Below are 21401 nucleotides of genomic sequence, written 5' to 3'. Positions count from 1 at the left end.
CGAATCTCCGAAAATATATGGCCGCCATACACAGGGTCCTTGACGATCAATGACCGCCCTGTTACCTCACTATAAGGAAAGGATTCGTCAAATGAGCGACCCGCTCTCGCGCGCCGTGGCAGACCTTGAGAAAAAGGTATCTGCTATGACGGAGTTGCAATCCGAAATCGATCGGCTGCGTTCGTTTATTTCGATGTATCGAAATTATGAGGGCGGCGCGAGAGAGTTAGAGGAAAAGCGAGCGAAGAAGGACATTATCGGCGACGCGGCGGCCACTATCATCAAAGAAAAAGGACCGATGGTGCTTTCCGAACTCTTCACAGCGATAGAAGCGCAGGGAATTGAGATAGGGACGCAAAACCCGAAACAATATCTCTCGACAACTCTCAATAGGGACGGGCGGTTCATATCAATCGAAGGGAAGGGCTGGTCATTAGCTCATAAACGATGAAAGCTCCGAGCTTTCGCTGCGGAGCTTTCATATGAGATTGGGGGTGCACAGTGCAGGGCTCGGCTTTCCATCCATCGCCCCGCGGGTGCAAGTCCCGCTACCTCCACCTTTCCACCGTCAGAGGGCCAATCTTGGCCGAGCAACCCTCTGGCTAATCGTCAACCCCACACGTGCGACCTTCAGCGCTTCAGTCTGAAGGAGACATAGGAGCATCCCGATGTGGCAAGCCGTCAGAAGAGTTCAGGCGGGTAGCGCCCGCTCTATCTGAAGCTTTGCTGAGCGCTCCGATTTGAGCGCTCAGCAATATTTGCTTACCAGAATCGAGAGATTCTGTCCACTACGCTTTGCCTGTTTGAGGCTCGGCGTAAAGGACCCCCCATGTCCCGCTATCGTCCCGGTCAACAATCCGAACGCCTCGAGATTCAAGGGCAGCTCGTATTGCCGCTAGATTGTTTCCAATCGGAACGCGTCGCCCTTTCTCGAAATCCCTCACCGTCGAAAGCCCGACGTTCGCGGCTTTCGCAAGCTCGTCTTGCGACATATCAAGAAATCCGCGAGCGGCGCGGCATTGAGCAGGAATCATGTCTAGAATCTACGCCCTCGTCTTTCGCGCGCCCGCCCGCCTGAAGCGCGGCAATCGACCGCGGTTGTCGTCGCCCCTCGGCGTTCCCAAATGGAGTCCTGTGGGTCTTCAACGAAAGACGAAAAACATGACCAATATTGCCGTTCACAATGGGGCCTGGGTTCTGGTCGGCGACGGCCGCAGGGCCCTGTTTCTGCAAAATCACGGCGATCCCGATCTGCTCGACCTGCGCGTCGTCGAGGCGCGGGTGGACGAAAATCCCGCGACGCGCGACCAGGGCAGCGATGCGCCGGGCCGCGTTTACGGCACCAGCGGAGCGCCGCGCAGCGCCGTCGAGAACGCCGATTGGCACGAGCTGGAGAAGGAGCATTTCGCCAAAACGATCGCCGAGCGCATCAATGTCGCCGCCGAGGCCGGCGAATTGAGCGAGATCGTCATCATCGCCCCGCCGCGCGTGCTCGGCGAGCTGCGCCAGGAGCTGTCGCCCAAGGCCAAGAGCAAGGTGAGGGGCGAGATGGACAAGGATCTGACGCGCCATCCCCTGCCCGAGATCGAGAAGGCCCTCGCGCGCGAGTTCCGCGCGGAAGGATGAGGCTTCGCTCCCCGCCCCTCCCCGCTCACGCGGGTAACGGAGCGGGGGCTTTTCAATAAGGCCCCAGCGGAAAATATTTCAGATAGATTTCCGTATAGACGCCCTTCTGGGCGACGCGCGCCAGCGCGTAATCGAGAGCGCGGCGCAGAACGACATTGTTCCTCTTCACCGCTATGCCGACGCCGTCGCCGAAAAAGGTCGGATCGGAATAGGGCCCGTCCTTGAACATGCAGCAATCGGCCGCGTCCGCGCCATTGAGCCAGAAGGCGAGCGAGATCGCGTCGCCGAACATCGCATGGGCGCGGCCCTCTCTCAGAGCGGTGCGCGCCTGCTGTGCGCTGGGATAGGTGGCAATGGTCGAGGCGGGGAAGAATTTCCGCAGAAAAGCCTCATGCGCGCTGTCGGCGGCCACCGCAATGGTGCGCTCGGCGAGCGAGGCCGGCGTCGCGCCGGGCAGCACCGAATCCTTGCGCACGACGAAACGGCCGGGCGTCGTGTAATAGGGCGAGGTGAAATCCGCTTTCTTGCGCGCCTCGGCGGTGATGGCGAAAGAGGCGATGGCGGCGTCGCCGGCGTTCTCGTCCAGCGCGGCGACGAGCGTGTCCCAGCGGCGGCGCTGAATGGTGCAGGGAAGCTCCAGCTCCTCGCAAATGGCGCGCGCCAGATCGACGTTGAAGCCGGCGATCGCGCCGTCCGGCAGCGCGAAATCGAAGGGCGGGTAATCATCCTCGGTGAGAAAGCGGATCTGCTTGATCGCGGTAAGGTCGGGCTTGTCCATCTTGCGGGCCGGGTCCCAGAAGGAGGGAGCGGCGGCGACGGCCGTTTCCGCCGCGCCCGCCGGCGCGACCGCAATCAGCGGCGTAAAGACGAACAGCGCCGAGACGAACGGCACAAAGCAGAAGCTTGTCAAAATTTCGCTTCTGCGCCAAGCTTCAGCCACAGTTCTTTTCTCGCAGATCATTCGAGGCCTCGCAGCCGCCCGGCGCGGCGGGAGCCGCGTGGCGGAGATTAGCGTATGAGCGTGAATCCGGTCGATAGGGTTTCGCCGTATCCGCCGGTTCCGCATCGCGACGACAGCGCCGGCTTCGCGCGCCGGCGCGAGACCTCGCCCGAGGCCGCGCTCGCCCGCCAGCGCGCCCGCCCGGGGCCGGAGACGCTCGCGCCCGGCGCCGGCCGGCCGCTTCCGCCCGAGATCGCCTTTCTCGCCGCCCATGGCGCGCCGCTGGTCATGCTGCAATATGGCGCGACCATCGCCCGGCGTCAGGGAGCCAGGGCCGACGCCGTGCTGATCGCCGAGGGGATGATCTCCGAGGAGCGCTTCTATCGCATTTTGGCGACGGAGCTGCGGGTCCCCTATCTCGAGGCGCCGCCTGCGCTCGAGCCCTCGGCGAGCCTCGAGCTGGACGTCGCCCGCGGCTACGCCCGCCTCGCCGAGGAGCCGCGGGGTCTGCGCTGGCTGTTCGCGCCGCGCGGCGAGGAGATCGCGCGGCTCCTCGGCGTGACGCGCTCTTCCGCCGGGCGGCCGCTGTTCGCCATCACCGCCCCGTCCTGCTTCGAGGAGGCGCTGCGCCGCTCCTCCGCGCGCCGGCTGGCCGAGGCCGCCGCCTATTCGGTGGAGCGCGTCGCGCCGGAGCTCGCGGCGCGGCGGGCGCTCGGCGGTGGCGCTCCGAGCGCCTTCGTCCTCGGCAATCTCGTCCTGCTCGCGGCCTGGCTGTCGCCCATCTCGACGCTCTCGCTGAGCGTCTCGACGCTGCTCGCCCTGCTGTTTCTCTCCAATATCGGCCTGCGTCTCTATCTCTGCGCGATGCGCGGACGCGCGGGAGAGGCGGCGCCCGCGCTCGGGGAGCGCGATCTGCCGCTCTACTCCATCGTCGTGGCGCTGTATGACGAGGCCGGGGTCGTCCCGCAATTGACCGGAGCGCTCGACGCGATCGACTATCCGCGCGCCAAGCTCGACGTCAAATTCGTCGTCGAATGCGACGACGCCGCGACGACCGCCGCCTTGCGCGCCGCGCGTCTGCGGCCGGGATGGGAGATCATCGTCGCGCCGCCCGGCGAGCCGCGCACCAAGCCGCGCGCGCTCAATGTGGCGACGCCCTTTCTGCGCGGCGCGCTGGTCGCCGTCTTCGACGCCGAGGACCTGCCCGAGCGCGACCAGCTGCGCGACGCCGCGGCGCTGTTCGCCGCCGCCGACGAAAAGCTCGCCTGCCTGCAGGCGAGCCTCTTCATCCACAATCATCGGCGTAACTGGGCGACGGCCATGTTCTGCATCGATTACGCCGTCTTGTTCGATGTGTTCAACAAGGGCGCCGCGGCGGCCGGCCTGCCCTTTTTCCTCGGCGGCTCCTCCAATCATTTTCGCCTGTCGGCGCTGCGCGCGGTGGGCGCCTGGGACGCCTATAATGTGACCGAGGACGCCGATCTCGGCCTGCGGCTGGCGCGCCGCGGCTATGCGATCCGCACCTTTCCCTCGCGCACGCAGGAGCAGGCGCCGACGCGCTTTTCCGCGCTGGTGGCGCAGCGCAGCCGCTGGATGAAGGGCTGGATGCAGACCGCGCTGGTCCATTGCCGCGACCCTTCCGCCTATTTCGCCGATCTCGGCGCGGCGCGCGGAGCGGCGGCTCTGGCGATCTTCGCAGGCGGCTTTCTCGCACCGCTCCATGCGCCGATCTTCCTTTGCTTTCTGATCTACGATTCCGCCTTCGGCGCGCTGCTGGCGCCCGCGACGCTCGGCGACGGGCTTTCCAGCGGGCTTTTTTGTCTCGTCGCCTCCAGCGGCGTCGCGGCGGGCGCCTGGCCGCGCTTCGTCGCCATGGAAGAGGCGGATATTCTGTGGCTCTGGCCGACGCTGCTGCGCTGGCCGTTGTGGAGCCTGATGCTGGCCCTGGCCTCCTGGCGCGCCTTGCGCGACCTCTGCGTCCGGCCATTCTATTGGGACAAGACGGAGCATTTTCCGATCGCGGGAGCGCGGAACGGATGAACCGCAGACGCGCGCGCGCGCCGTCGCCGACGGCTCCGACATCCGATCCGTCGGAGGCCGACAAGGCCTCGACGGTCGCCAAGCATTCGCTGGTCATCGCCGGCCACAGCACCAGCGTGTCGCTCGAGCGCATCTTCTGGGAGGCGCTGAAGGCGGCCGCCGAGGAGCAGGGCTGCTCGCTCGCCGGCCTCGTCGCGCGCATAGACGCAGAGCGCGGCCGCGCCAATCTCTCCTCGGCGCTGCGCGTCTACGCCATGGAGCGGGCGCTCGGCCGCGATCGCGGCTGACGCCGGCGCGAGCGTCTCGGGCGCCGGACGGGGCCGCGCATCGGCGCCCGTCCCGCAGAGCCGCGGCGCCGCCATGGCGGGAACGCCGGCCGCGGCGAGGACGCAGAAAATCGCCCATTGGCGAAGCCGCGCGCGCATCGGCCGATCAAGGACGTTCGCGCGTGAGATCGATCGTCCAGTCGGGACCCGATTCGACGCCATAGCTCTTGGCGAAATCGGCGAGATTGAGCGCGACGGCCATATCGAAGAGGCTGTCGACATAGACGAGCGGCCGTCCCTGCGGGACATCGCCGAACGTGCGCCGATAGGGAGCGACGAGATCGGCGACGAGCCGATCGCCATGATGAATTCGCACGCGAATATTGTCGCCGAGCGCGACCTTCAATTCATCGAAGAGAGATTTCGGAATATTCGTCCAGACGTTCCCGAAATGCGAGTCGAGCACGGGAATGACGCCGGCGACCACATCGCCTTTGCGCTCCGCCGCGCGATAGGGAATCGTGACCAGGATTTCGGGCGGCAGCCTGCGCCCGATCTGCTCGAAGGATTGGACGCCCGCCGCCAGCCGCGCCCCGGCATAAACGAAAATGTCGCGGCCGTGGAAAGTGTGGGACTCCTCGGAGCCGGGCCTGCGGTTCACGCTCTCGTCGATCTCACGCACCTCTTTCACGCCCTCGCGCTCGGCGATGAAAGTGAGCAGCCCATTGTTGGGCGCGAGAAAAAAGCGGCCGCTCAGCGTCTCGAGCGCAATGGCCAGCCGCCCCGTTCCGACCCCGGGATCGACGACGGCGACGAAGACCGATCCCTTCGGCCAATAGGGCTCGGCTTGATAGAGACGGAACGCGCCGGCGAATATGCTCCCCGGATCTTCGTGAGAGAGGTCGGCGACCAGGAGATCCTGCGAGATGGAATAGGCGACGCCCTTCATGGCGGCGACGGCGCCGTCCGCCGTCCCGAAATCCGTGAGCAGCACGAGCGGCGCGCGCGCCAGGACGACGCCGCAGGAGAGACAGAAAAAGAGCGCGACGGCGATCGAGCGATATATCGAGCGACACTTGGAGCGATACTTGGAGCGATACATGGACTTTCCTCTTCCGACCGGAGAGGCCGAGCCCCCTTCGCGCGACCTTCACTCTCGAACGATGTGACGGAAGGGACGTGGGGTGAGGACGAATTCGCTCGCTGGCGCGGCCTCCATGACCGCCCATTCTCTAACATGACTATTTTTGTCGAAAAATCCGAAACACACGCCGAGTGGAATCAGCGCGCCCGCGACGTCTCGAACCGCGCGCGAGCGGGAGAAAAACGATCGCGCTCGCGACGGCGACCGCCCTCGTTCCGCATGGGTCATGATTCGATTTCGGATTTTCTCGCGCGTCGCCGACTCGTCCCTCGCGCGGTCGATTCGAGGCAGGATGGGCGCCGAGGCGATGGCCGTGTCCACGCCGATCCGTCGCCCGATCACGAGGGACCAGCGCCGGCCGCCCGTCAAATAGTCCTGAAATGTCGAATAGTGGCGGAGAGGGAGGGATTTGAACCCCCGATACGGTTGCCCGTATGCCGCATTTCGAGTGCGGTGCTTTCAACCACTCAGCCACCTCTCCGGAGGCGAAAGCGAGGACTTGCCTCGCTCGCGGCGAAGCGCCCAATAGCACGCGTTCGCCTCGGCGATCAAGGCTCGAAACCACGATCCCCAGGGCGATCGGGTGAAGGTTTCCTCATCCTGAGGAGCCGCGAAGCGGCGTCTCGAAGGACGAGGAAACCTTCATGCGCGGCCATCTGGAGCTCCCCCTCGTGCTTCGAGACGGCTCCTGCGGAGCCTCCTCAGCATGAGGGGGAGGATTGTTGGCCTTCACCCGATCGCCCTGCCACAATCCCTGGGCCCCGAATTCGGGTTAACGAGCAGACATGTTCCAGCGTCATGGCCGCGCTCGTCGCGGCCATCCACGCCGCGACGACACGGAAAGCCGAGAACATGAGCGGAACAACGCCGCTTCTTCTCCCCTCGTGTCGCAATGTCCTGGCGTGGATGGCCGCGACGAGCGCGGCCATGACGTGGCTGTGTAGGGTTTGTCAACCTGGATTCGCAGCCCTGACCACGATCCTTCGCCCAGCCTCGCTGAGGCCCGCGCGGCAGATTTGCCGATCGTTAACCTTAATAATGTCTAACAGAACGCAGCCGGCCTCTCCTCGCGCGTTCGCGGCCTCGCGCGCGGGGCCCTCTGGAACAATGCGCATGCCGAAAGCCAACGATCTCAGACCGCGAAAAAAGCGGCTTCCCTTCGTCGTCGAATTCTCGCTCGGCTCGCGTCGGCGGCGCGTGGAGCTCTCCACTCCGACGCTCGTCGTGGTGGGCGTCGCCGCCGTCGCGGCCGGGCTCCTCGCCCCCTGCGCCGCCGCCTATCTCGCCTTTCGCGACGATATGCTCGCCGAGCTCGTCGATCGCCAGACGCAGATGCGCTACGCCTATGAGGATCGCCTCGCCTCTTTGCGGCTGCGGCTCGATCAGGCGACGAGCCGGCAATTCCTCGATCAGGGCGACGTCGAAAGCAAAGTGCAGACGCTCGTCGCCCGCCAGGCCAAGCTGGAGACGCGCGCGGCGCTGGTCGCGCGGCTCGTCGAGGGCGTCGCCGCCAAGGACACGGGCGCGACCGCTCCCGCGCAACGCCGCGCGCCGGCCGCCACAGCCGGATTGCCCGCCGGCGCGAGCGCCTATGCGCCGGCGCCCGACGAGCGGCCGGAGCCTTTCGCCGGCTTCGACAAGCCGCAGCCAGAAGGCCTCGAGCTGAGGCTCCGACGCGACGACGACAGCCCCGCGCGACCCGCCGAGCGGGGCGGCGCCGCCGGCCTGACACAGAACGAATCGCCCCGGCAATCCGGCGAAGCGAGCCTGCCGCTGCAATCGCGCCTCGACCATCTGGAAGCCTCGCTCGATCACGCCGAGCGGGAGCAGACCCAGCGCCTCGGCCGGCTCGTCGAGCCGATTCGGGCGGCGGCGGGGCGGCTGCGACGCGCCTTCGACGTCGCCGGCCTGCCGGTCGAGCGCTACCTCTCCAAAGGCGGCCGCGCCCGCGCCGAGACTTTCGCCGGCGGGCCCTTCGTGCCGGCGGACGCCCAGACCGGCGACCTTCTTTTCGAGCGCGAACTCACCGCCGCGCAGAGCGCCGCCACCGCGCTCGAGGGCCTGCGCAGCGCGCTGCCGAGCGTGCCTTTGCGCAAGCCGCTGGCCGGCGCGCCGGAGACGACCTCCAGCTTCGGCTATCGCACCGACCCCTTCTTCGGCCGGCCGGCGCTGCATACGGGCGTCGATCTTCGCGATGATTACGGCTCGCCCGTGCGCGCCACGGCGGGCGGCGTCGTCGTCTCGGCGGGGCCGAGCGGCGGCTATGGGCAGATGGTGGAGATCGATCACGGCTCCGGTCTCGCCACGCGCTATGCGCATCTCTCCGCCATTTCCGTAGCCGTCGGACAGGAGGTGGCTCCCGGCGAGACGGTCGGCCGCCTCGGCTCGACCGGCCGCTCCACCGGGCCGCATCTTCACTACGAGGTGCGGGTGGACGGCGAGCCGGTCGATCCCACGCGCTTCCTGCGCGCCGCTTCGACGCTCGCCGAGAGCCGATGAGCGGGCGGATGAGGCCCCGGCGGGGTGGCGTTCCGGGGCGAGTGCGATAAAAGAGCCGCGAGCCGGCCGCGTCGCCGGCGCGCACATATCGGACCCCATGGCCCCGCCTCCCCTTCTGACGCTCCAGAACGTCGGCCTGACGCTCGGCGGCACGCCGCTGTTCGAATCGGCCGATCTCTCCGTCTCGCCCGGCGAGCGCCTGTGCCTCGTCGGCCGCAACGGCTCGGGCAAATCGACTCTGCTGCGCATCGCCGCCGGCGAGGTGGAGGCGGATTCGGGAACGCGCTTCCTACAGCCGGGCGCGAGCCTGCGCTATCTGCCGCAGGAGCCCGATCTCTCCGGCTTTGCGACGACGCTCGACTATGTCGTCGCCGGCCTCGGCCCGACCGACGATCCGCATGTCGCCAAGGCGCTGCTGCTCGAGCTCGGCCTCACGGGGGAGGAAAATCCCCGCAGCCTCTCGGGCGGCGAGGGAAGACGGGCGGCGCTCGCCCGCGCGCTCGCGCCAGAGCCCGATGTGCTGCTGCTCGACGAGCCGACCAACCATCTCGATCTGCCGGCGATCATCTGGCTCGAGGAGCGGCTCGCGGGGCTGCGCTCGGCGATCGTCGTCATCAGCCACGACCGCCGCTTCCTGCAGGATCTGACCCGCGCCACAGTCTGGCTCGATCGCGGGCGGACGCGGTATTTATCGCGCGGCTTCAAGGATTTCGAGGCCTGGCGCGACCGCGAGTTCGAGGAAGAGGAAAAGCAGCAGCACAAGATCGACCGCAAGATCGTGGCCGAGGAGCATTGGGTGCGCTATGGCGTGACCGGCCGGCGCAAGCGCAACCAGAAGCGGCTGTCCGATCTCCACGAGATGCGCGCGACGCGGCGCCGGCACGTCGGGCCGGTGGGCGACATCAAGCTCGATGTCGCCGAGGCGCAGGCCTCTGGAACACTGGTCGTCGAGGCGCGCGGAATTTCCAAATCCTTCGGCGAGCGCGTGATCGTCGACAATTTCTCGACGCGGGTGATGCGCGGCGATCGGCTCGGCATCGTGGGCGCGAATGGCGCCGGCAAGACCACGCTGGTCAAGCTGGTGACGGGGACGCTGGCGCCCGACGGCGGCCATGTGCGGCTGGGCGCATCCGTCGAGATGGCGACGCTCGACCAGAGCCGGGCGAGCCTCGATCCGCAGACGACGCTGAAGGACGCGCTGACCGGCGGCGGCTCCGATTTCGTCGACATCAACGGCCAGCGCAAGCATGTCATCGGCTATATGAGGGACTTTCTCTTCGGCCCCGAGCAGGCGAGGACGCCGATCGGCCGTCTCTCGGGCGGGGAACGCGGGCGGCTGCTGCTCGCCCGCGCGCTGGCGCAGCCCTCCAATCTTCTGGTGCTGGACGAGCCGACCAACGATCTCGATCTCGAGACGCTCGATCTGCTCGAGGAAATGCTCGCCGACTATCCCGGCACGCTGATCGTGGTGAGCCACGATCGCGATTTTCTCGATCGCGTCGCCACTTCGGTCCTGATGTGCGATGGCGGGGGCCGCTGGATCGAATATGCCGGCGGCTATTCGGACATGGTGACGCAGCGCGGCGAAGGCGTGCAGGCGAGAGGCGCCGCCGCCGCGCCGCGCGAGGAGAAGACGAAAGCCGCTGCGGCGCCGCGGCCGAAAACCGCCGCCAAGCCGCGGCTCAGCTTCTCCGAGCAACATGCGCTGACGACGCTGCCGGCGAAAATGGAGGAATTACGCGGCAAGCGGGCGAAGCTGCAAAAGGTCTTGGACGATCCCGGACTCTATGCGCGCGATCCGGCGAAATTCGCCGAGGCCAGCAAGCTCTTCGCGAAACTGGAGGCGGAGCTCGCCACGGCGGAGGAGAGCTGGCTGGAGCTCGAGATCAAGCGGGAGGAGATCGGCGGGTAGAGTGGTCGCCGCTCTCGACGTTCGGCCCCTGCCCCGCCGTTGCTTTCGGCCCGCGAAACGACTATCCGCCTCTTTCCCCTTTCGACCGACCGAGGACGTCGCCCATGTCCGCCCCCTCCGCCGACGAGCTGAAACGACAGGCCGCCGCCGTGGCCCTCGAGGCGGTCGAGCCGGGAATGCGGCTCGGCCTCGGCACGGGCTCGACGGCCGCGCATTTCGTCGATCTGCTCGGGGCAAAGGTGAAGGCGGGGCTCGATGTGCTCTGCGTGCCGACCTCCGAGCGCACGCGCGCGCAGGCGCAGGCGCTGGGCATTCCCCTGGCGACGCTGGAGGAGGCGCCGGAGCTGGACCTCACTGTCGACGGCGCCGATGAGTTCGACGCCGATCTGCGCCTCATAAAGGGCGCCGGCGGCGCGCTATTGCGCGAGAAGATCGTCGCTGCGGCGTCCAGGCGTTTCATCGTCATCACCGACGAATCGAAAAAAGTCGCGACGCTCGGCGCCTTTCCGCTACCCGTCGAGATCGACCCCTTCGGCGCCAGGGCGACGCGGCTGCATGTGGAGCGTGCGGCAAAAAACCTCGGCCTTATCGGGACCATCAGCACGCGACTGAAGGCGGACGGCCATGTTTTCGTCACCGACGGCGGCCATTTGATCCTCGATTGCGCATTCGGCGCGATTTCCGATCCCGACGCGCTGGCCGACCGTCTCTCCGCCATTCCCGGCGTCGTCGAGCACGGATTATTCATCGGCCTGGCCACGGCCGTCGTCGTCGCGGGTCGCGACGGCGTCGAGACGCATGGCCGGCTCGGCCGGACGACGCGCTGAAAAATCCTTTCACGAGGAGAAAGCCCGAAGTGTTTTTTCGTCCGACGATCCGTCTCGCCGCTCTCATTCTGGCGACCGCCGCCTCGGCCGGCGAGCAGCGGCCCGGCGCCGCCCCGGCGGCCGCAGTGGCGCCGCCCATCGCCTCCGTTCCGCCTTTGGCCGCCGCCGCCTCGCCGGCGCAGCTGGCGCTGGCGCGCACCATCGTCGTCGATTCCGGCATCGCCTCGTCTTTCCGGCTCATCATTCCGCAATATCTCGAGCAGATCGCCCTTTCGGTGACGCGCACGCGGCCCGAAATGGTGCCGGACCTCAATCTCGTCCTCGCCGCCGTGCGGCCGGAATTCGACAAAAAGGTCGAGGAGATGATCGACAGCGCCGCGCAGCTCTATACGCAGCGCTTCTCGCCAAAGGAGCTCGAGGATGTCGCGGCTTTCTTCAAGAGCGCCTCGGGCCGCAAATATGTCGGCATGCAGCCCGTGCTGATGAGCGACATGTTCGTCGCCATGCAGGCGTGGTCGCAGAAGATTTCCGTCGACATGATGTCGCGCGTGCGCGAAGAGATGCGCAAGAAGGGCCACGAGCTCTAGCCGCCCCCTCGAGCGGGAGAACTCTGGCGGGACCCGGGCGGGCCTTCGCCCCCGGGTCGGAAACTCCGGGGTTCCAAATGACGCAATATGATTATGATCTCGTCGTGATCGGCGCCGGCTCGGGCGGCGTGCGGGCGGCGCGCATCGCGGCCGGCCATGGCGCGAAAGTCGCGATCTGCGAGGAGTTCCGCATCGGCGGCACCTGCGTGATCCGCGGCTGCGTGCCGAAAAAGCTCTATGTGATGGCGAGCCGCTTCCGCGATGATTTCGAGGACGCCGCCGGCTTCGGCTGGCGCGTCGGCGAGATCGAATTCGACTGGAAAGCGCTGGTCGCCGCCAAAGAGGCGGAGATCACCCGCCTCTCCGGCCTCTATGCGCAAAATCTCGAAAAATCGGGCGTCGAGGTCATTCGCGAGCGCGGCGTCATCGCCGGGCCGAATGACGTGTCCTTCGCCGGCGGCAAGCGCGTCTCGACGCGCTACATACTCGTCGCCACGGGCGGCGCGCCCGTGCTGCGGCCGGAGATTCCGGGCCTCGATCTCGCGATCTCCTCCAATGAGATTTTCGACCTGCCGGAACTGCCGAAGAGTCTGCTGGTCGTCGGCGGCGGCTATATCGCTGTGGAATTCGCCAGCGTCTTCGCGCGATTGGGCTCCAAGGTCCATTTGTCGCTGCGCGCCGATCTGCCCTTGCGCGGCTTCGACGAGAATCTGCGCCGCCTGCTCGACGAGGGCCTCGTCAATGCGGGCATAGAGATTCACCGCGGCGCTCTGCCCACCAAGCTCGAGAAGACAGCGAGCGGACTCGTCGCGACGCTGCAGAATGGCGCGCGTCTCGATATCGACGCCGCGCTGCTGGCGACGGGCCGCACGCCGCTGACGCAGGGCCTCGGGCTCGAGGCGGCGGGCGTCGCGATGAAGGAGAGCGGCGCGATCATCGTCGACGCCTATTCGCGCACGAACATTCCGTCCATCTACGCCGTCGGCGATGTGACCGACCGCATCAATCTGACGCCCGTCGCCATTCGCGAGGGCCATGCCTTCGCCGATACGGTATTCGGCGGAAAGGACATCGCCGTCGATCACGATCTGGTGCCGACGGCGGTGTTCACCACGCCGGAGATCGGCACAGTGGGGCTCACGGAAGCCGAGGCCCATGCGAGATACGGCCGCATTCTCGTCTTCGAGGCGAGCTTCCGGCCGATGCGGGCGACGCTGTCGAAACGCGCCGAGAAAGTCTTCATGAAGATATTGGTCGAGGGCGCCAGCGATCTCGTCGTCGGCGTGCATATTCTGGGGCCGGAGGCGGGAGAGATGGCGCAGCTTCTCGCCATTTCGCTGCGGCTCGGCGCGCGCAAGGCGGATTTCGACGCCACAATGGCGCTGCATCCGACGCTCGCCGAAGAGCTGGTGACGATGCGCGCACCGAGCCGCGTCATCGAATAGAGATAAGACGACGAGGCGATCCGCAATCGCGGATCGCCTCGCCCTCGCGATTACTTCACGAAGGACACGTCGAACAACGGCGGCTCGTCGCCTTCGAAGAAGACGCCGCGCTCGCCCTTGTCGCGCCCAAACTCATATTTGCCCGAGATCACGAAAGTGCGCTGCGGGAACGGGTGGAACAGGAAATATTTGTAGTTCCCGATATTGTCGACGCCGAAGTCGAAGCTGACGTGCTTGTTCCATTTGTAATGGATCTTCGTGTCGACGACGAAGAAGCGGTCGAAGCTTCCATAGACGCCATGGGCGATGTCGTTGTTGGCGAGCGTCGTCCACATCTGCCCTTGATAGCGCGCCGCGACGGTGAAGGCCCAATGATCGTCCGGCCGATAGGTCGCCTCCATCGTCGCGCGCCAGTCGGGCACGTTCGGGACCCGCTTGCCGGCGACGGACAGCGCCCAATTGTCATAGTTCGCGCCGCCGGACGGCGCCCATTTGCTGTCGGAGATCACGCGGGCATTGAGATAAGTCACGCTACCGATGAGCTCGAGGCCCTGGATGCCGACATTGTCCTTGCGCGCGGCGAGCTCGACCCCGCTGTTGCGGACGCGATCGACATTGGTGGTCTGCGAGGTCGTGAAGGTCTGATTGGTGACGAAAGTGCTCTGCGAGATGATCGCGTCGCGCACCTCCTCGTCGAACAGAGAGACGCGCACCGAGCCGTCCGCGCCGATCTTGCGCTCGACCGAGAGCTCCTTGCTGAGCGCCACTTCCGGCCGCAGATTGGGATTGGGATTGGCAACAGTTCCCGTCGCGCCGGGAAGCGTCGTCAGATTATAGAGCTCTTTGGCGGTCGGGAAGCGATTGGCGAGGCCGATCGAGCCGGTGACCGTCCAATCCTCGTCCGGCGTCCATTGCAGCGAGCCCTTGGGCGAAAAGCGCGTGTGATAGAGATTGGGCTGATAGAGCGGCGCCATGCTCGCGGCGCTCGCCGTCGAGCCGAAGCCCGTCGCGGCGATGGCGCTGGTGGTGAGCGCCTGATTATAGCCATCCGTCGCCGCCCAATGTTCCCAACGGCCGCCGACGGTGAATTTGAGCTCCTTCGAGATTTTCCACGCGTCCTGCGCCCAAAGAGCCTGGGTGCGCGTCGTGCCATCGCCGATCGAGGCGACGACGCCATAGGACGAGGCCATGCCGCTCGTCCAATTGGTGGTGAGCCAGGTGGGATTGTTCAGATGGAACTGGTCGCCATGCAGGCCGAAGCTGATGTCGTGGCCAGTGAGAGCGCCGTCCGGCCGCAAAATACCTTTGAGGTCGAGCAGCGTCCAATAGGTGCCGTTATAGCGGACGTCCTTGCCGGTGGAGGAATAGCCCAGCGGCGCCGCAGTATAGGGCGAGCGCTGATCGGATTGCAGATAGGTGAAATGCGAGGCGGAGACCTCGAAGTCGAAGGGTCCGCCGCTGTTGGATTTCAGCGCCAGCGCATTGGTGAGCATCTTCTCCTGGATGCGGTAATAGCCGCCGCCGAAGCTCTGCATCGCCGAGGAGCCGATGGAGCCCGTCCCGCTCGTCGCGCCAAAGGCCTGCGAGCCTCCCGAGATATAGGACTGTGGAATCGAGACGCCGTCATTGCTCCAGAAGCCGAGCGTATAGGTCGCGCGAACCGTCGGCGTGAAATCATAGGCTAGCTTCAGCTTGGCGTTGATCTGGTCGTTCTCGAGATTGCCGAGCGAGCCGAGAACGGTCGCGGGCGCGCCGAATTTGGTGTTGGCGAAATAGGCGCCCGGATAGCCGTAGAGATTGCTGTTGGCGGCCGTCGCATAAGTGAGCGGCTGCGCTGTTCCATGGGCGTAATTGCCGGTGAGGAACCACGAGAAGTCGCCGATCTTGTCGCCGATGGAGGCGCTCGTCTCCTCGGTGTGGAACAGCCTGCTCGTTCCATAGAGCGAGAAGTCCTGCAGCGATTGGGTCTGCTTGGCGGTGACTTCCAGCTTGTCCGGCATGCGGGTGGTGATCTGCAGCACGCCGCCCATGGAGTTGCCCGGATATTGCGCCGAGAACGGCCCGTAGAGCATGTCGACGCGCTCGATCTCCTCCGGCGCGACGAGGCCCCAGCGCGGGGCGCCGATGCTGTTGTCGTTGCCGATGAGGGCGGTGAGCAGCAGATCGTCGGCGTAGACGAGGCTTCGAGCGCTGGATGCGACGCCCCAGGTGCGCGTCTGCAGCACGGCCTGGGTGTCGCCATTGTTGCGTTTGCGCAGGAAGAGGCTCGGCAGATATTTGACCACGTCCTCCGTGTCGATGACGTTGATCGTCTCGTCGATCTGCTTGCGGGTGACGCTGGAGACGGTGTTCGGCAACTGGAATTTCTCCACGAAGGCCGGCTTGCCGTCGGGAAGCGTCGGCGACCAGACGGAGGTCGGGGCCGGCCGCCGCGATTGCGCAGGCTGTCCTTCGCCACTGATGTCGATCGTCGGCAGCGCCTCCTGGGCGCGGGCCGGGAGAATCGCGGTGGAGCAGACGACGAAGAGAGCGCCGGCGGAAACGCCGCGCAGCAAATGATGGCGATGCATAGTCTGATGTCCTTCCCCTGACGCCCTCTCCGGAGGGCGCGCGTCGACTTGCGGCGAAACGGCGCCGCGGCGGTGTCGCGTCAGGAGAGGAAGGGCGGCGCGCGCGTCGGCGCGTTATTGTCGTCACGGGAGAAGGGAACGCCGGCGAAGACGATGGAGACGCGGGCGTCCTCTGCGCGGAGCGCAAGAGCGGCGACCCATCCCGCCAGCGCGAGAAGCGGCGGTCCGCCCATGCCGAACGCGCAGAAGGCGCAATCGGCGTGACGGTGAGATTGATCGCTCTTGGGGGCCTGCTGGGCGCGATCGCCGACGCCGGTCGAAGCGCTCGCCTCGGCATGGGCGACGACGCAGAAGATCCGCGCCGCCTCGCCGCTCGCGGCATGCGTTCGCCAGCCGCCGGCAGGCGCCGACAGCGCGTGGCTCAGCAGGGCGAGAAGGAAGAGGAACTTGCCGATCGCCGCCATCGCGCGCGTTAACTCTATCGATAAACCAGCTGCGAATTAGCGCGCTCCGCCAAATAAATCCAAGACCCCGCAGATTGTCAGAAGTTAAAAAATCCGTTAAGAGACATTTATGTCACAGACGGGGGGACAGCGCAGAGAAATGCGTGCGATCTGCGCGATCGCCGCCATTTGCGCGCTTGTTTTCGCTCTCCTCGTTTCCGGCGCGCCGCACCGGCTTTCGAGCGCGGGCGCCGATGGACGCGCGGGCGAGCGGATCGCCGCCCGCAGCATGTGCCACGAGACGCTCTCCGACACGCGCGACGGAACGCCGGACAGTCCCGTCAAGAAAGGCGCGAGCTGCCCCTGCTGCCTCGCCGCGCATTCGGGTCCGGCCGTGCTTCCCGATCGCATCTCGGTCGCCCTGCGCCGCGAGACCTCCGCGCGGCCCGCCGTCTATCGCGCCTTCGCCGCCGCGCCGCCGCCTTTCGCTTTGTCGCAAGCGGTCAATGGCGCCCGAGCGCCGCCCGCCGCCGGCCGCGCTCTCTCCTGACGACAGGCCAATTCCGCGCCGATGGCGCGCGGGAGCGGGCAAAAGAGTTTCGACGGCGCCTCCCCCCTTTGAGCGGGACGCCGCCGCCGGGCGAACAAAATCCTAAGCAACAACAAACTGCTGATCCGCGGCGGCCGCCGCGCGATCGGGGAACCCCAAGCGCGAGTGCGTCCCATGGATTACGGCTCAATTTCTCCTGTCACCATGTTCCTGAACGCCGGGCCCGTAGGCAAGGTGGTCATGGCCGTCCTGCTGCTGGCGTCGGTCTGGACCTGGGTGCTGATCGTCGAGGGCGTCGTCGCCGTCGTGCGCATCGGCAAATCGGCGCGCGCCGCGCGCTCGGGCGGGCCGGCGGGTCTGCTCGCGCCGATCGAGGCCGCCGGCGAGCACGCCGCGGGCTTCGATCTGCCGGGCGAGTCGATCGGCGAAAAGCGTGAGCGCGTCGCCGAGATCATGAGCCGCGTCGGCCGCGAGCTGATGACCAAGGCCGAGGGCGGCCTGCCCAATCTGGCCGTCATCTCCTCCGTCGCCCCCTTCATCGGCCTGTTCGGCACGGTGTGGGGCATTATGACGAGCTTCGCCGGCATCGCCCAATCGCAGGACACCAGCCTCGCGGTCGTCGCGCCGGGCATTGCGGAGGCGCTCGCCGCCACCGCCTATGGCCTCGCGGCGGCCATTCCCGCCTCGGTCGGCTATAACCGCATCGGCGCCGCCTTTGCGCGCACCGGCCAGCAGGTCGCCCATTATATCGAGGACAAGGCGCTCGCCATCACCAGCGGCCATCTGTCCGCGACGAGAAAGCGGGAGGCTGCGTGATGGCCGGACTTCCGACGCGCTTCAAGAATGGCGACAGCCTCTATCAGCCGCTCGCCGACATCAATGTGACGCCGCTCGTCGACGTCATGCTGGTGCTGCTCATCATCTTCATGGTGACGGCGCCCCTGCTCGCCAAAGGCATGAAGGTCAATCTTCCGCAGGCCAAGGCGGCGCAGCCGCTCAATCCCAAGGAGCCGATCGTCGTCGCCGTCTCCAAGGACGGCAAGGTCGCGCTCGGCGCCGATGAAGTGTCGCCCGAAGCGCTCGTCGACGGGATCAAGGCGATGATGGGCGCCGACACGAGCCGCGTCGTCCATGTGCGCGGCGACAAGGAGGCCAATTACGGCGAGGTGATCGCCGTGATGGACAAATTGGCGACCAATGGCATCACCCATATCGCCATCCTCACCGACTCGCGCGCGAAAGGCGCGGCCACACCCGCTGCGGCGGCGCCCGCTGCGGCGCCTGCGTCGGCCGCTCCCGCGGGAGGGGTGGCGAAATGACGGATGCGATCTTCTCCTCCTTCGAGCATAGCGGAACGCCCATAGGCGCGCCGCCGCCCGTCAAGCCGGCCTGGCTGCGACCGGCGAGCATCGCCGGCGTCGTCGTCGCCCATGCGGCGGTCGGATGGCTGCTGCTGAAAATGGCCATCCCCCAGATCGCCAGCCTCGATTCCGTCAGCATGGAGCTCATCCCGCAAGGCGAATATTTCGAGTCGCAGGAAGTGGCCGCCGCGGAGGAAGAGCCGCCGCCGCCGGAAGAGATCGAGACCCCCGATCTCGCCATTCCACCGCCGCAAGTGATGGCGCCCGAGGCGCCCCCGCTGCCGCAGCAGAAGGAATTGGTCGACAAAAAGAAGAAGGTCGTCGAGAAGAAGAAGGATGTCGACCGCGACAAAAAGCGCGAGGCCATCGCCCAGCGTCGACTGGGCGCGCCGGAAGGGCAGTCGCAGAGCGATGGAATGTCGCAGAGCGCCTATAAGGCGCTTCTCGCGGCGGCGATCCGCAGCCACACGCCCGGCAGCTCCGCGCTCGGCGAGGGCACGGCGCATTGCACCTTCAATGTGACCGCCGGCGGCGGCATCGCCAGCATTTCCGCTTCCGGCTCGTCGCCCGCTCATGCTGCGCTGGCGAGGCGCATTTTGGCCTCGGTTCACGCGCCGCCGCCTCCGGGCGGATCGTTCACCGCAACTCAGAGCTTCCATTTCCACTGACCCGCATCGATCCCGATCCTTCGGCCGACGATACGGAAACGAGGCTTGTCGCGGCTCACGCGCTGGCGGCGCGGGCGGGGATGATGGTCTACACGGCTTCCACCGCCTCGGCGGGGGCTTCGCGGTCTGAAAGAGTTTCACTTTTACCGAGCGTATCAAAATAGATCGAGGAACGTCCGAATGAAGAGAACCACTCTATTAATGATCGCCGGCCTTATCTGCGGCCCTGCTTTCGCGGTCGAGGGCGACGCCCCCGCCGCGACGCCGGCCGCCGCCGAGCCGGCCCCGAGCGAGCAAAAGGCCACGGACGCCAAGCTCAAAGCCAAGCCGCACAAGACGGCGGGCGCCGCCGACGCGGAAAAGGACAAGAGCAAGGATAAGAAGCAGGCCGAGAAGGCGAAGCCCGCCATCTCGAAACAGGCCTATGTCAAGCTGCTGGCGGCGGAGATCAAGCGCCACACGCCGAAGGCGTCGGACTCTCAGACGGGCTCGATCCATGTGGCCTTCACCGTCGGCTCCGGCGGCCGCGTGGTGTCGCACAAGGTGCAGAGCGCCTCGAATCCGGCGCTCGAGCCCGTCGTCAATCAGATCCTCGCCGCGGTCCGCACAGTGTCGCCGCCCGGCGGCTCCTTCTCCGCGGTGCAGGAATTCAACTTCCACTGAGGCGTATGTGCGCGGCGGCGCTCGCGCCGCCGCGCGACGGGACATGTGGACACCAAGATGAAACGCGCAACGCTCGTTCTTCTCCTCGCTCTTCCGGCCGCCGGCGCTTTCGCGACCGAGGCCGACAAAGCCGGCGTCCCGGCGCCTGCGGCGACCGCTCCGGCGACGACGGCCTCCTCCGGCCTCTCGCAGAGCAAATTTCTCGGCCTGCTCTATAGCGAGATCGCCAAGCGCACGCCGACGACGAGTCCGGCCGGCGCCGGCTCGGCGACCGCCAGTTTCCACATCGACGCCGCCGGCAAGGTCGACAAGGTGACGATCGCCCAGTCGAGCAGCCCGAAACATGCGGAGATCGTCCGCAAGATCCTCACCGGCCTCGAGACTCCGCCGCCGCCCGGCGGCTCTTTCGAGGGCTCGCAGAGGTTCAACTTCCACTGATCGCAAGGATCGCAGACATGATGACTCGCGCCGCGCTCGCATTCATCGCCCTTCTCGCCGCATCGGGCGCCCTCGCCCAGGAGAAGGGCGGCCGCGAGGAGAGAGCCGGCCAAATGGGCCAGACGAGTCACGCAGCGCCGCCCGCCTGCGCCGATCCCCTGCCCCGATGCGCCGTCACCGCGACGCCCTCCTTCGGCGCCGATGGGCGGCTCTGGCTGACCTATGCCGTCGCCGGCAAGGTCTATGGCGCAATGTCCAGCGACAATGGCAAGAGCTTCGCGTCGCCCTTCATCATAGCGACCCCACCGGGAACGCTCGACGACAATGGCGAGGCGCGGCCCAAGATCGTCGCTCTCGCCGACGGGACGCTGGTGGCCAGCTACACGACGCGGCCCGAGAAGAGCTATGAGGGCACGGTCTATGTCACGCGCTCGACCGACGAGGGCAAGAGCTTCTCGGCGCCGCAGCCGCTCGTCGACGACAAGGGCCAGCGCTTCGAGACTTTCATCGTCGGCCCCGAGGGGCGCGTCTACGCCGCCTGGCTCGACAAGCGCGACGCCGCCAGAGCCAAGGCGGCCGGCGAGAGCTTCGAGGGCAGCGGCATCGCCGTCGCCTGGTCGGACGACGCGGGCAAGAGCTTTTCCGGCAAGAGCATATTGCTCGACCATTCCTGCGAATGCTGCCGCATCGGCGCCGCGCTCGACCGCGACGGCCAGCCCGTCTTCATGTGGCGCCATGTGTTCGAGAATAATCGCCGCGACCATATGGCGGCCAAGCTCTCCGCCGACGGCAGGACGCTGGTCGGCTCGCGCGTCAGCCTCGACGATTGGGCGACGAGCTGCCCGCATCAGGGCCCAGCCATGGCGATCGACGCCGCCGGACGCTGGCATGTCGCCTGGTTCACGCGCGGCAAGACGCGGCAGGGCCTGTTCTATGCGCGCAGCGAGGACGGCGGAAAGAGCTTCTCCGAGCCCGCGCGTCTCGGCGATCCGGAACGCGCCCCACAGCGCCCGCAGCTGCTCGTCTCCGGGGGCAAGCTCTATCGCACCTGGAAGGAGTTCGACGGAACGGTGACGACGATCCTCGGCCAGACGTCGCGTGACGGCGGCGCGAGCTTCGACGCGCCGCGCCTGCTCGCGCAGACGGCGGAGGCCTCGGATCATCCGCTGCTCGTCGAGAGCAAGGGCGTCGCCTATCTCTCCTGGCTGACCCATGAGGAGGGATATCGGCTCATTGCGCTGGAGCGCGGCCACGCCGAGGCCGCGCGCAAATCCACGGCAAGATTCGCGCAGAAAGCGCGGTGAGCCGCGCGCGCGGCGCGCCGACGCCGCCTCACCGATCGGATGTCCGCACTCCGCGATCGGCGACCGCCCGAGCCCCGGGGACATGGCGAGCGGAGCCTTCGCTCTGGCGCCGCGCTCT

21 protein-coding genes and 1 tRNA gene are annotated in these 21401 nt (G+C 66.7%); 16 read left to right on the top strand and 6 right to left on the bottom strand.

What is annotated here, in order from left to right:
• Window positions 1-91: 91 nt before the first annotated feature.
• Window positions 92-451 carry a hypothetical protein gene (locus AC6IY7_RS09095; RefSeq protein WP_497782724.1) on the top strand — a complete coding sequence of 120 codons (360 nt, stop codon included), beginning with the start codon at window positions 92-94 and terminating at the stop codon, window positions 449-451.
• Window positions 452-788: 337 nt separating this feature from the next.
• On the opposite strand, the gene AC6IY7_RS09090 is transcribed toward AC6IY7_RS09095, so the two are convergent.
• Window positions 789-992, bottom strand: coding sequence for a helix-turn-helix domain-containing protein (locus tag AC6IY7_RS09090; protein ID WP_497782723.1), 204 nt, complete (start codon window positions 990-992; stop codon window positions 789-791).
• A 169-nt stretch (window positions 993-1161) separates the two neighbouring features.
• Between AC6IY7_RS09090 and AC6IY7_RS09085 the strand changes: the two genes are divergently transcribed.
• Complete coding sequence (locus AC6IY7_RS09085) at window positions 1162-1626, top strand: baeRF12 domain-containing protein (protein WP_497782722.1); 465 nt, start codon at window positions 1162-1164, stop codon at window positions 1624-1626.
• Between the two features lie 52 nt (window positions 1627-1678).
• Here AC6IY7_RS09085 and AC6IY7_RS09080 read toward each other — a convergent pair whose 3' ends face one another.
• A complete protein-coding gene (locus tag AC6IY7_RS09080) occupies window positions 1679-2518 on the bottom strand; it encodes a transporter substrate-binding domain-containing protein (RefSeq protein WP_497782721.1) in 840 nt (279 codons plus the stop codon).
• 123 nt (window positions 2519-2641) lie between these two features.
• Here AC6IY7_RS09080 and AC6IY7_RS09075 point away from each other — a divergent pair, with 123 nt between their 5' ends.
• Both AC6IY7_RS09075 and AC6IY7_RS09070 read left to right on the top strand, forming a co-directional pair.
• Window positions 2642-4606, top strand: a complete 1965-nt coding sequence (locus tag AC6IY7_RS09075) for a glycosyltransferase (RefSeq protein ID WP_497782720.1) — start codon at window positions 2642-2644, stop codon at window positions 4604-4606.
• On the top strand, window positions 4603-4893 hold the full coding sequence (locus tag AC6IY7_RS09070; RefSeq protein ID WP_497782719.1) for a ribbon-helix-helix domain-containing protein: 291 nt from the start codon (window positions 4603-4605) through the stop codon (window positions 4891-4893). Before AC6IY7_RS09075 ends, AC6IY7_RS09070 begins: the two co-directional genes overlap by 4 nt.
• A 145-nt stretch (window positions 4894-5038) precedes the next feature.
• On the opposite strand, the gene AC6IY7_RS09065 is transcribed toward AC6IY7_RS09070, so the two are convergent.
• Together AC6IY7_RS09065 and AC6IY7_RS09060 are read right to left on the bottom strand one after the other, a co-directional pair.
• Window positions 5039-5974, bottom strand: a complete 936-nt coding sequence (locus tag AC6IY7_RS09065) for an SAM hydrolase/SAM-dependent halogenase family protein (protein WP_497782718.1) — start codon at window positions 5972-5974, stop codon at window positions 5039-5041.
• A gap of 433 nt (window positions 5975-6407) precedes the next feature.
• A tRNA-Ser gene (locus AC6IY7_RS09060) sits at window positions 6408-6497 on the bottom strand.
• 632 nt (window positions 6498-7129) lie between these two features.
• Here AC6IY7_RS09060 and AC6IY7_RS09055 point away from each other — a divergent pair.
• From AC6IY7_RS09055 to gor, 5 genes are all read left to right on the top strand, one after another.
• Entirely contained in the window at window positions 7130-8515 is a 1386-nt protein-coding gene (locus AC6IY7_RS09055; RefSeq protein WP_497782717.1) for a M23 family metallopeptidase, read from the top strand.
• A 97-nt stretch (window positions 8516-8612) separates the two neighbouring features.
• On the top strand, window positions 8613-10427 hold the full coding sequence (locus AC6IY7_RS09050) for an ABC-F family ATP-binding cassette domain-containing protein (protein WP_497782716.1): 1815 nt from the start codon (window positions 8613-8615) through the stop codon (window positions 10425-10427).
• A 104-nt stretch (window positions 10428-10531) separates the two neighbouring features.
• On the top strand, window positions 10532-11254 hold the full coding sequence (gene rpiA, locus AC6IY7_RS09045) for a ribose-5-phosphate isomerase RpiA (RefSeq protein ID WP_497782715.1): 723 nt from the start codon (window positions 10532-10534) through the stop codon (window positions 11252-11254).
• Between the two features lie 29 nt (window positions 11255-11283).
• A complete protein-coding gene (locus AC6IY7_RS09040) occupies window positions 11284-11841 on the top strand; it encodes a DUF2059 domain-containing protein (protein WP_497782714.1) in 558 nt (185 codons plus the stop codon).
• Between the two features lie 77 nt (window positions 11842-11918).
• Entirely contained in the window at window positions 11919-13286 is a 1368-nt protein-coding gene (gene gor, locus AC6IY7_RS09035; RefSeq protein WP_497782713.1) for a glutathione-disulfide reductase, read from the top strand.
• Between the two features lie 50 nt (window positions 13287-13336).
• Here the strand turns inward: gor and AC6IY7_RS09030 are convergent, their stop codons facing one another.
• Both AC6IY7_RS09030 and AC6IY7_RS09025 read right to left on the bottom strand, forming a co-directional pair.
• Window positions 13337-15856: a TonB-dependent receptor gene (locus AC6IY7_RS09030; protein WP_497782712.1), complete on the bottom strand. Its 2520-nt coding sequence runs from the start codon at window positions 15854-15856 to the stop codon at window positions 13337-13339.
• 80 nt (window positions 15857-15936) lie between these two features.
• Window positions 15937-16320: a DUF2946 family protein gene (locus AC6IY7_RS09025; RefSeq protein WP_497782711.1), complete on the bottom strand. Its 384-nt coding sequence runs from the start codon at window positions 16318-16320 to the stop codon at window positions 15937-15939.
• Window positions 16321-16459: 139 nt separating this feature from the next.
• On the opposite strand from AC6IY7_RS09025, the gene AC6IY7_RS09020 reads away from it, so the two are divergent.
• From AC6IY7_RS09020 to AC6IY7_RS08990, 7 genes are all read left to right on the top strand, one after another.
• Window positions 16460-16849 (top strand): DUF2946 family protein, encoded by a 390-nt coding sequence (locus tag AC6IY7_RS09020; protein WP_497782710.1) that lies wholly within the window; start codon window positions 16460-16462, stop codon window positions 16847-16849.
• A gap of 174 nt (window positions 16850-17023) precedes the next feature.
• Window positions 17024-17665, top strand: coding sequence for a MotA/TolQ/ExbB proton channel family protein (locus tag AC6IY7_RS09015; protein WP_497782709.1), 642 nt, complete (start codon window positions 17024-17026; stop codon window positions 17663-17665).
• Window positions 17665-18168 (top strand): ExbD/TolR family protein, encoded by a 504-nt coding sequence (locus AC6IY7_RS09010; protein ID WP_497782708.1) that lies wholly within the window; start codon window positions 17665-17667, stop codon window positions 18166-18168. Before AC6IY7_RS09015 ends, AC6IY7_RS09010 begins: the two co-directional genes overlap by 1 nt.
• The gene (locus tag AC6IY7_RS09005) at window positions 18165-18878 is read left to right on the top strand and encodes a hypothetical protein (RefSeq protein WP_497782707.1); all 714 of its coding nucleotides are present in this window, start codon (window positions 18165-18167) and stop codon (window positions 18876-18878) included. The genes AC6IY7_RS09010 and AC6IY7_RS09005 overlap by 4 nt, the downstream gene beginning before the upstream one ends.
• Before the next feature lie 180 nt (window positions 18879-19058).
• Entirely contained in the window at window positions 19059-19541 is a 483-nt protein-coding gene (locus tag AC6IY7_RS09000; protein ID WP_497782706.1) for an energy transducer TonB, read from the top strand.
• Window positions 19542-19598: 57 nt separating this feature from the next.
• Window positions 19599-19979 carry an energy transducer TonB gene (locus AC6IY7_RS08995; protein WP_497782705.1) on the top strand — a complete coding sequence of 127 codons (381 nt, stop codon included), beginning with the start codon at window positions 19599-19601 and terminating at the stop codon, window positions 19977-19979.
• A 17-nt stretch (window positions 19980-19996) separates the two neighbouring features.
• Complete coding sequence (locus AC6IY7_RS08990; RefSeq protein WP_497782704.1) at window positions 19997-21283, top strand: sialidase family protein; 1287 nt, start codon at window positions 19997-19999, stop codon at window positions 21281-21283.
• The last annotated feature ends 118 nt before the right edge of the window (window positions 21284-21401 follow it).

The organism is Methylosinus sp. is20ea, from assembly GCF_059718135.1.
Note: the sequence above shows the minus strand (reverse complement) of the source record. Positions and strands in the feature narration are given on the sequence as shown.

Bases quoted from the DNA above. Each gene is read 5' to 3' on its own strand.
- AC6IY7_RS09050 (WP_497782716.1), top strand. From the start codon at position 8,613: ATGGCCCCGCCTCCCCTTCTGACGCTCCAGAACGTCGGCCTGACGCTC.
- AC6IY7_RS09025 (WP_497782711.1), bottom strand. From the start codon at position 16,320: ATGGCGGCGATCGGCAAGTTCCTCTTCCTTCTCGCCCTGCTGAGCCAC.
- gor (WP_497782713.1), top strand. From the start codon at position 11,919: ATGACGCAATATGATTATGATCTCGTCGTGATCGGCGCCGGCTCGGGC.
- AC6IY7_RS09095 (WP_497782724.1), top strand. From the start codon at position 92: ATGAGCGACCCGCTCTCGCGCGCCGTGGCAGACCTTGAGAAAAAGGTA.
- AC6IY7_RS09010 (WP_497782708.1), top strand. From the start codon at position 17,665: ATGGCCGGACTTCCGACGCGCTTCAAGAATGGCGACAGCCTCTATCAG.
- AC6IY7_RS09065 (WP_497782718.1), bottom strand. From the start codon at position 5,974: ATGTATCGCTCCAAGTATCGCTCCAAGTGTCGCTCGATATATCGCTCG.
- AC6IY7_RS09030 (WP_497782712.1), bottom strand. From the start codon at position 15,856: ATGCATCGCCATCATTTGCTGCGCGGCGTTTCCGCCGGCGCTCTCTTC.
- AC6IY7_RS09085 (WP_497782722.1), top strand. From the start codon at position 1,162: ATGACCAATATTGCCGTTCACAATGGGGCCTGGGTTCTGGTCGGCGAC.
- AC6IY7_RS09015 (WP_497782709.1), top strand. From the start codon at position 17,024: ATGGATTACGGCTCAATTTCTCCTGTCACCATGTTCCTGAACGCCGGG.
- AC6IY7_RS09090 (WP_497782723.1), bottom strand. From the start codon at position 992: ATGTCGCAAGACGAGCTTGCGAAAGCCGCGAACGTCGGGCTTTCGACG.
- AC6IY7_RS09020 (WP_497782710.1), top strand. From the start codon at position 16,460: ATGCGTGCGATCTGCGCGATCGCCGCCATTTGCGCGCTTGTTTTCGCT.
- AC6IY7_RS09055 (WP_497782717.1), top strand. From the start codon at position 7,130: ATGCCGAAAGCCAACGATCTCAGACCGCGAAAAAAGCGGCTTCCCTTC.
- rpiA (WP_497782715.1), top strand. From the start codon at position 10,532: ATGTCCGCCCCCTCCGCCGACGAGCTGAAACGACAGGCCGCCGCCGTG.
- AC6IY7_RS08990 (WP_497782704.1), top strand. From the start codon at position 19,997: ATGATGACTCGCGCCGCGCTCGCATTCATCGCCCTTCTCGCCGCATCG.
- AC6IY7_RS09005 (WP_497782707.1), top strand. From the start codon at position 18,165: ATGACGGATGCGATCTTCTCCTCCTTCGAGCATAGCGGAACGCCCATA.
- AC6IY7_RS08995 (WP_497782705.1), top strand. From the start codon at position 19,599: ATGAAACGCGCAACGCTCGTTCTTCTCCTCGCTCTTCCGGCCGCCGGC.
- AC6IY7_RS09070 (WP_497782719.1), top strand. From the start codon at position 4,603: ATGAACCGCAGACGCGCGCGCGCGCCGTCGCCGACGGCTCCGACATCC.
- AC6IY7_RS09000 (WP_497782706.1), top strand. From the start codon at position 19,059: ATGAAGAGAACCACTCTATTAATGATCGCCGGCCTTATCTGCGGCCCT.
- AC6IY7_RS09075 (WP_497782720.1), top strand. From the start codon at position 2,642: ATGAGCGTGAATCCGGTCGATAGGGTTTCGCCGTATCCGCCGGTTCCG.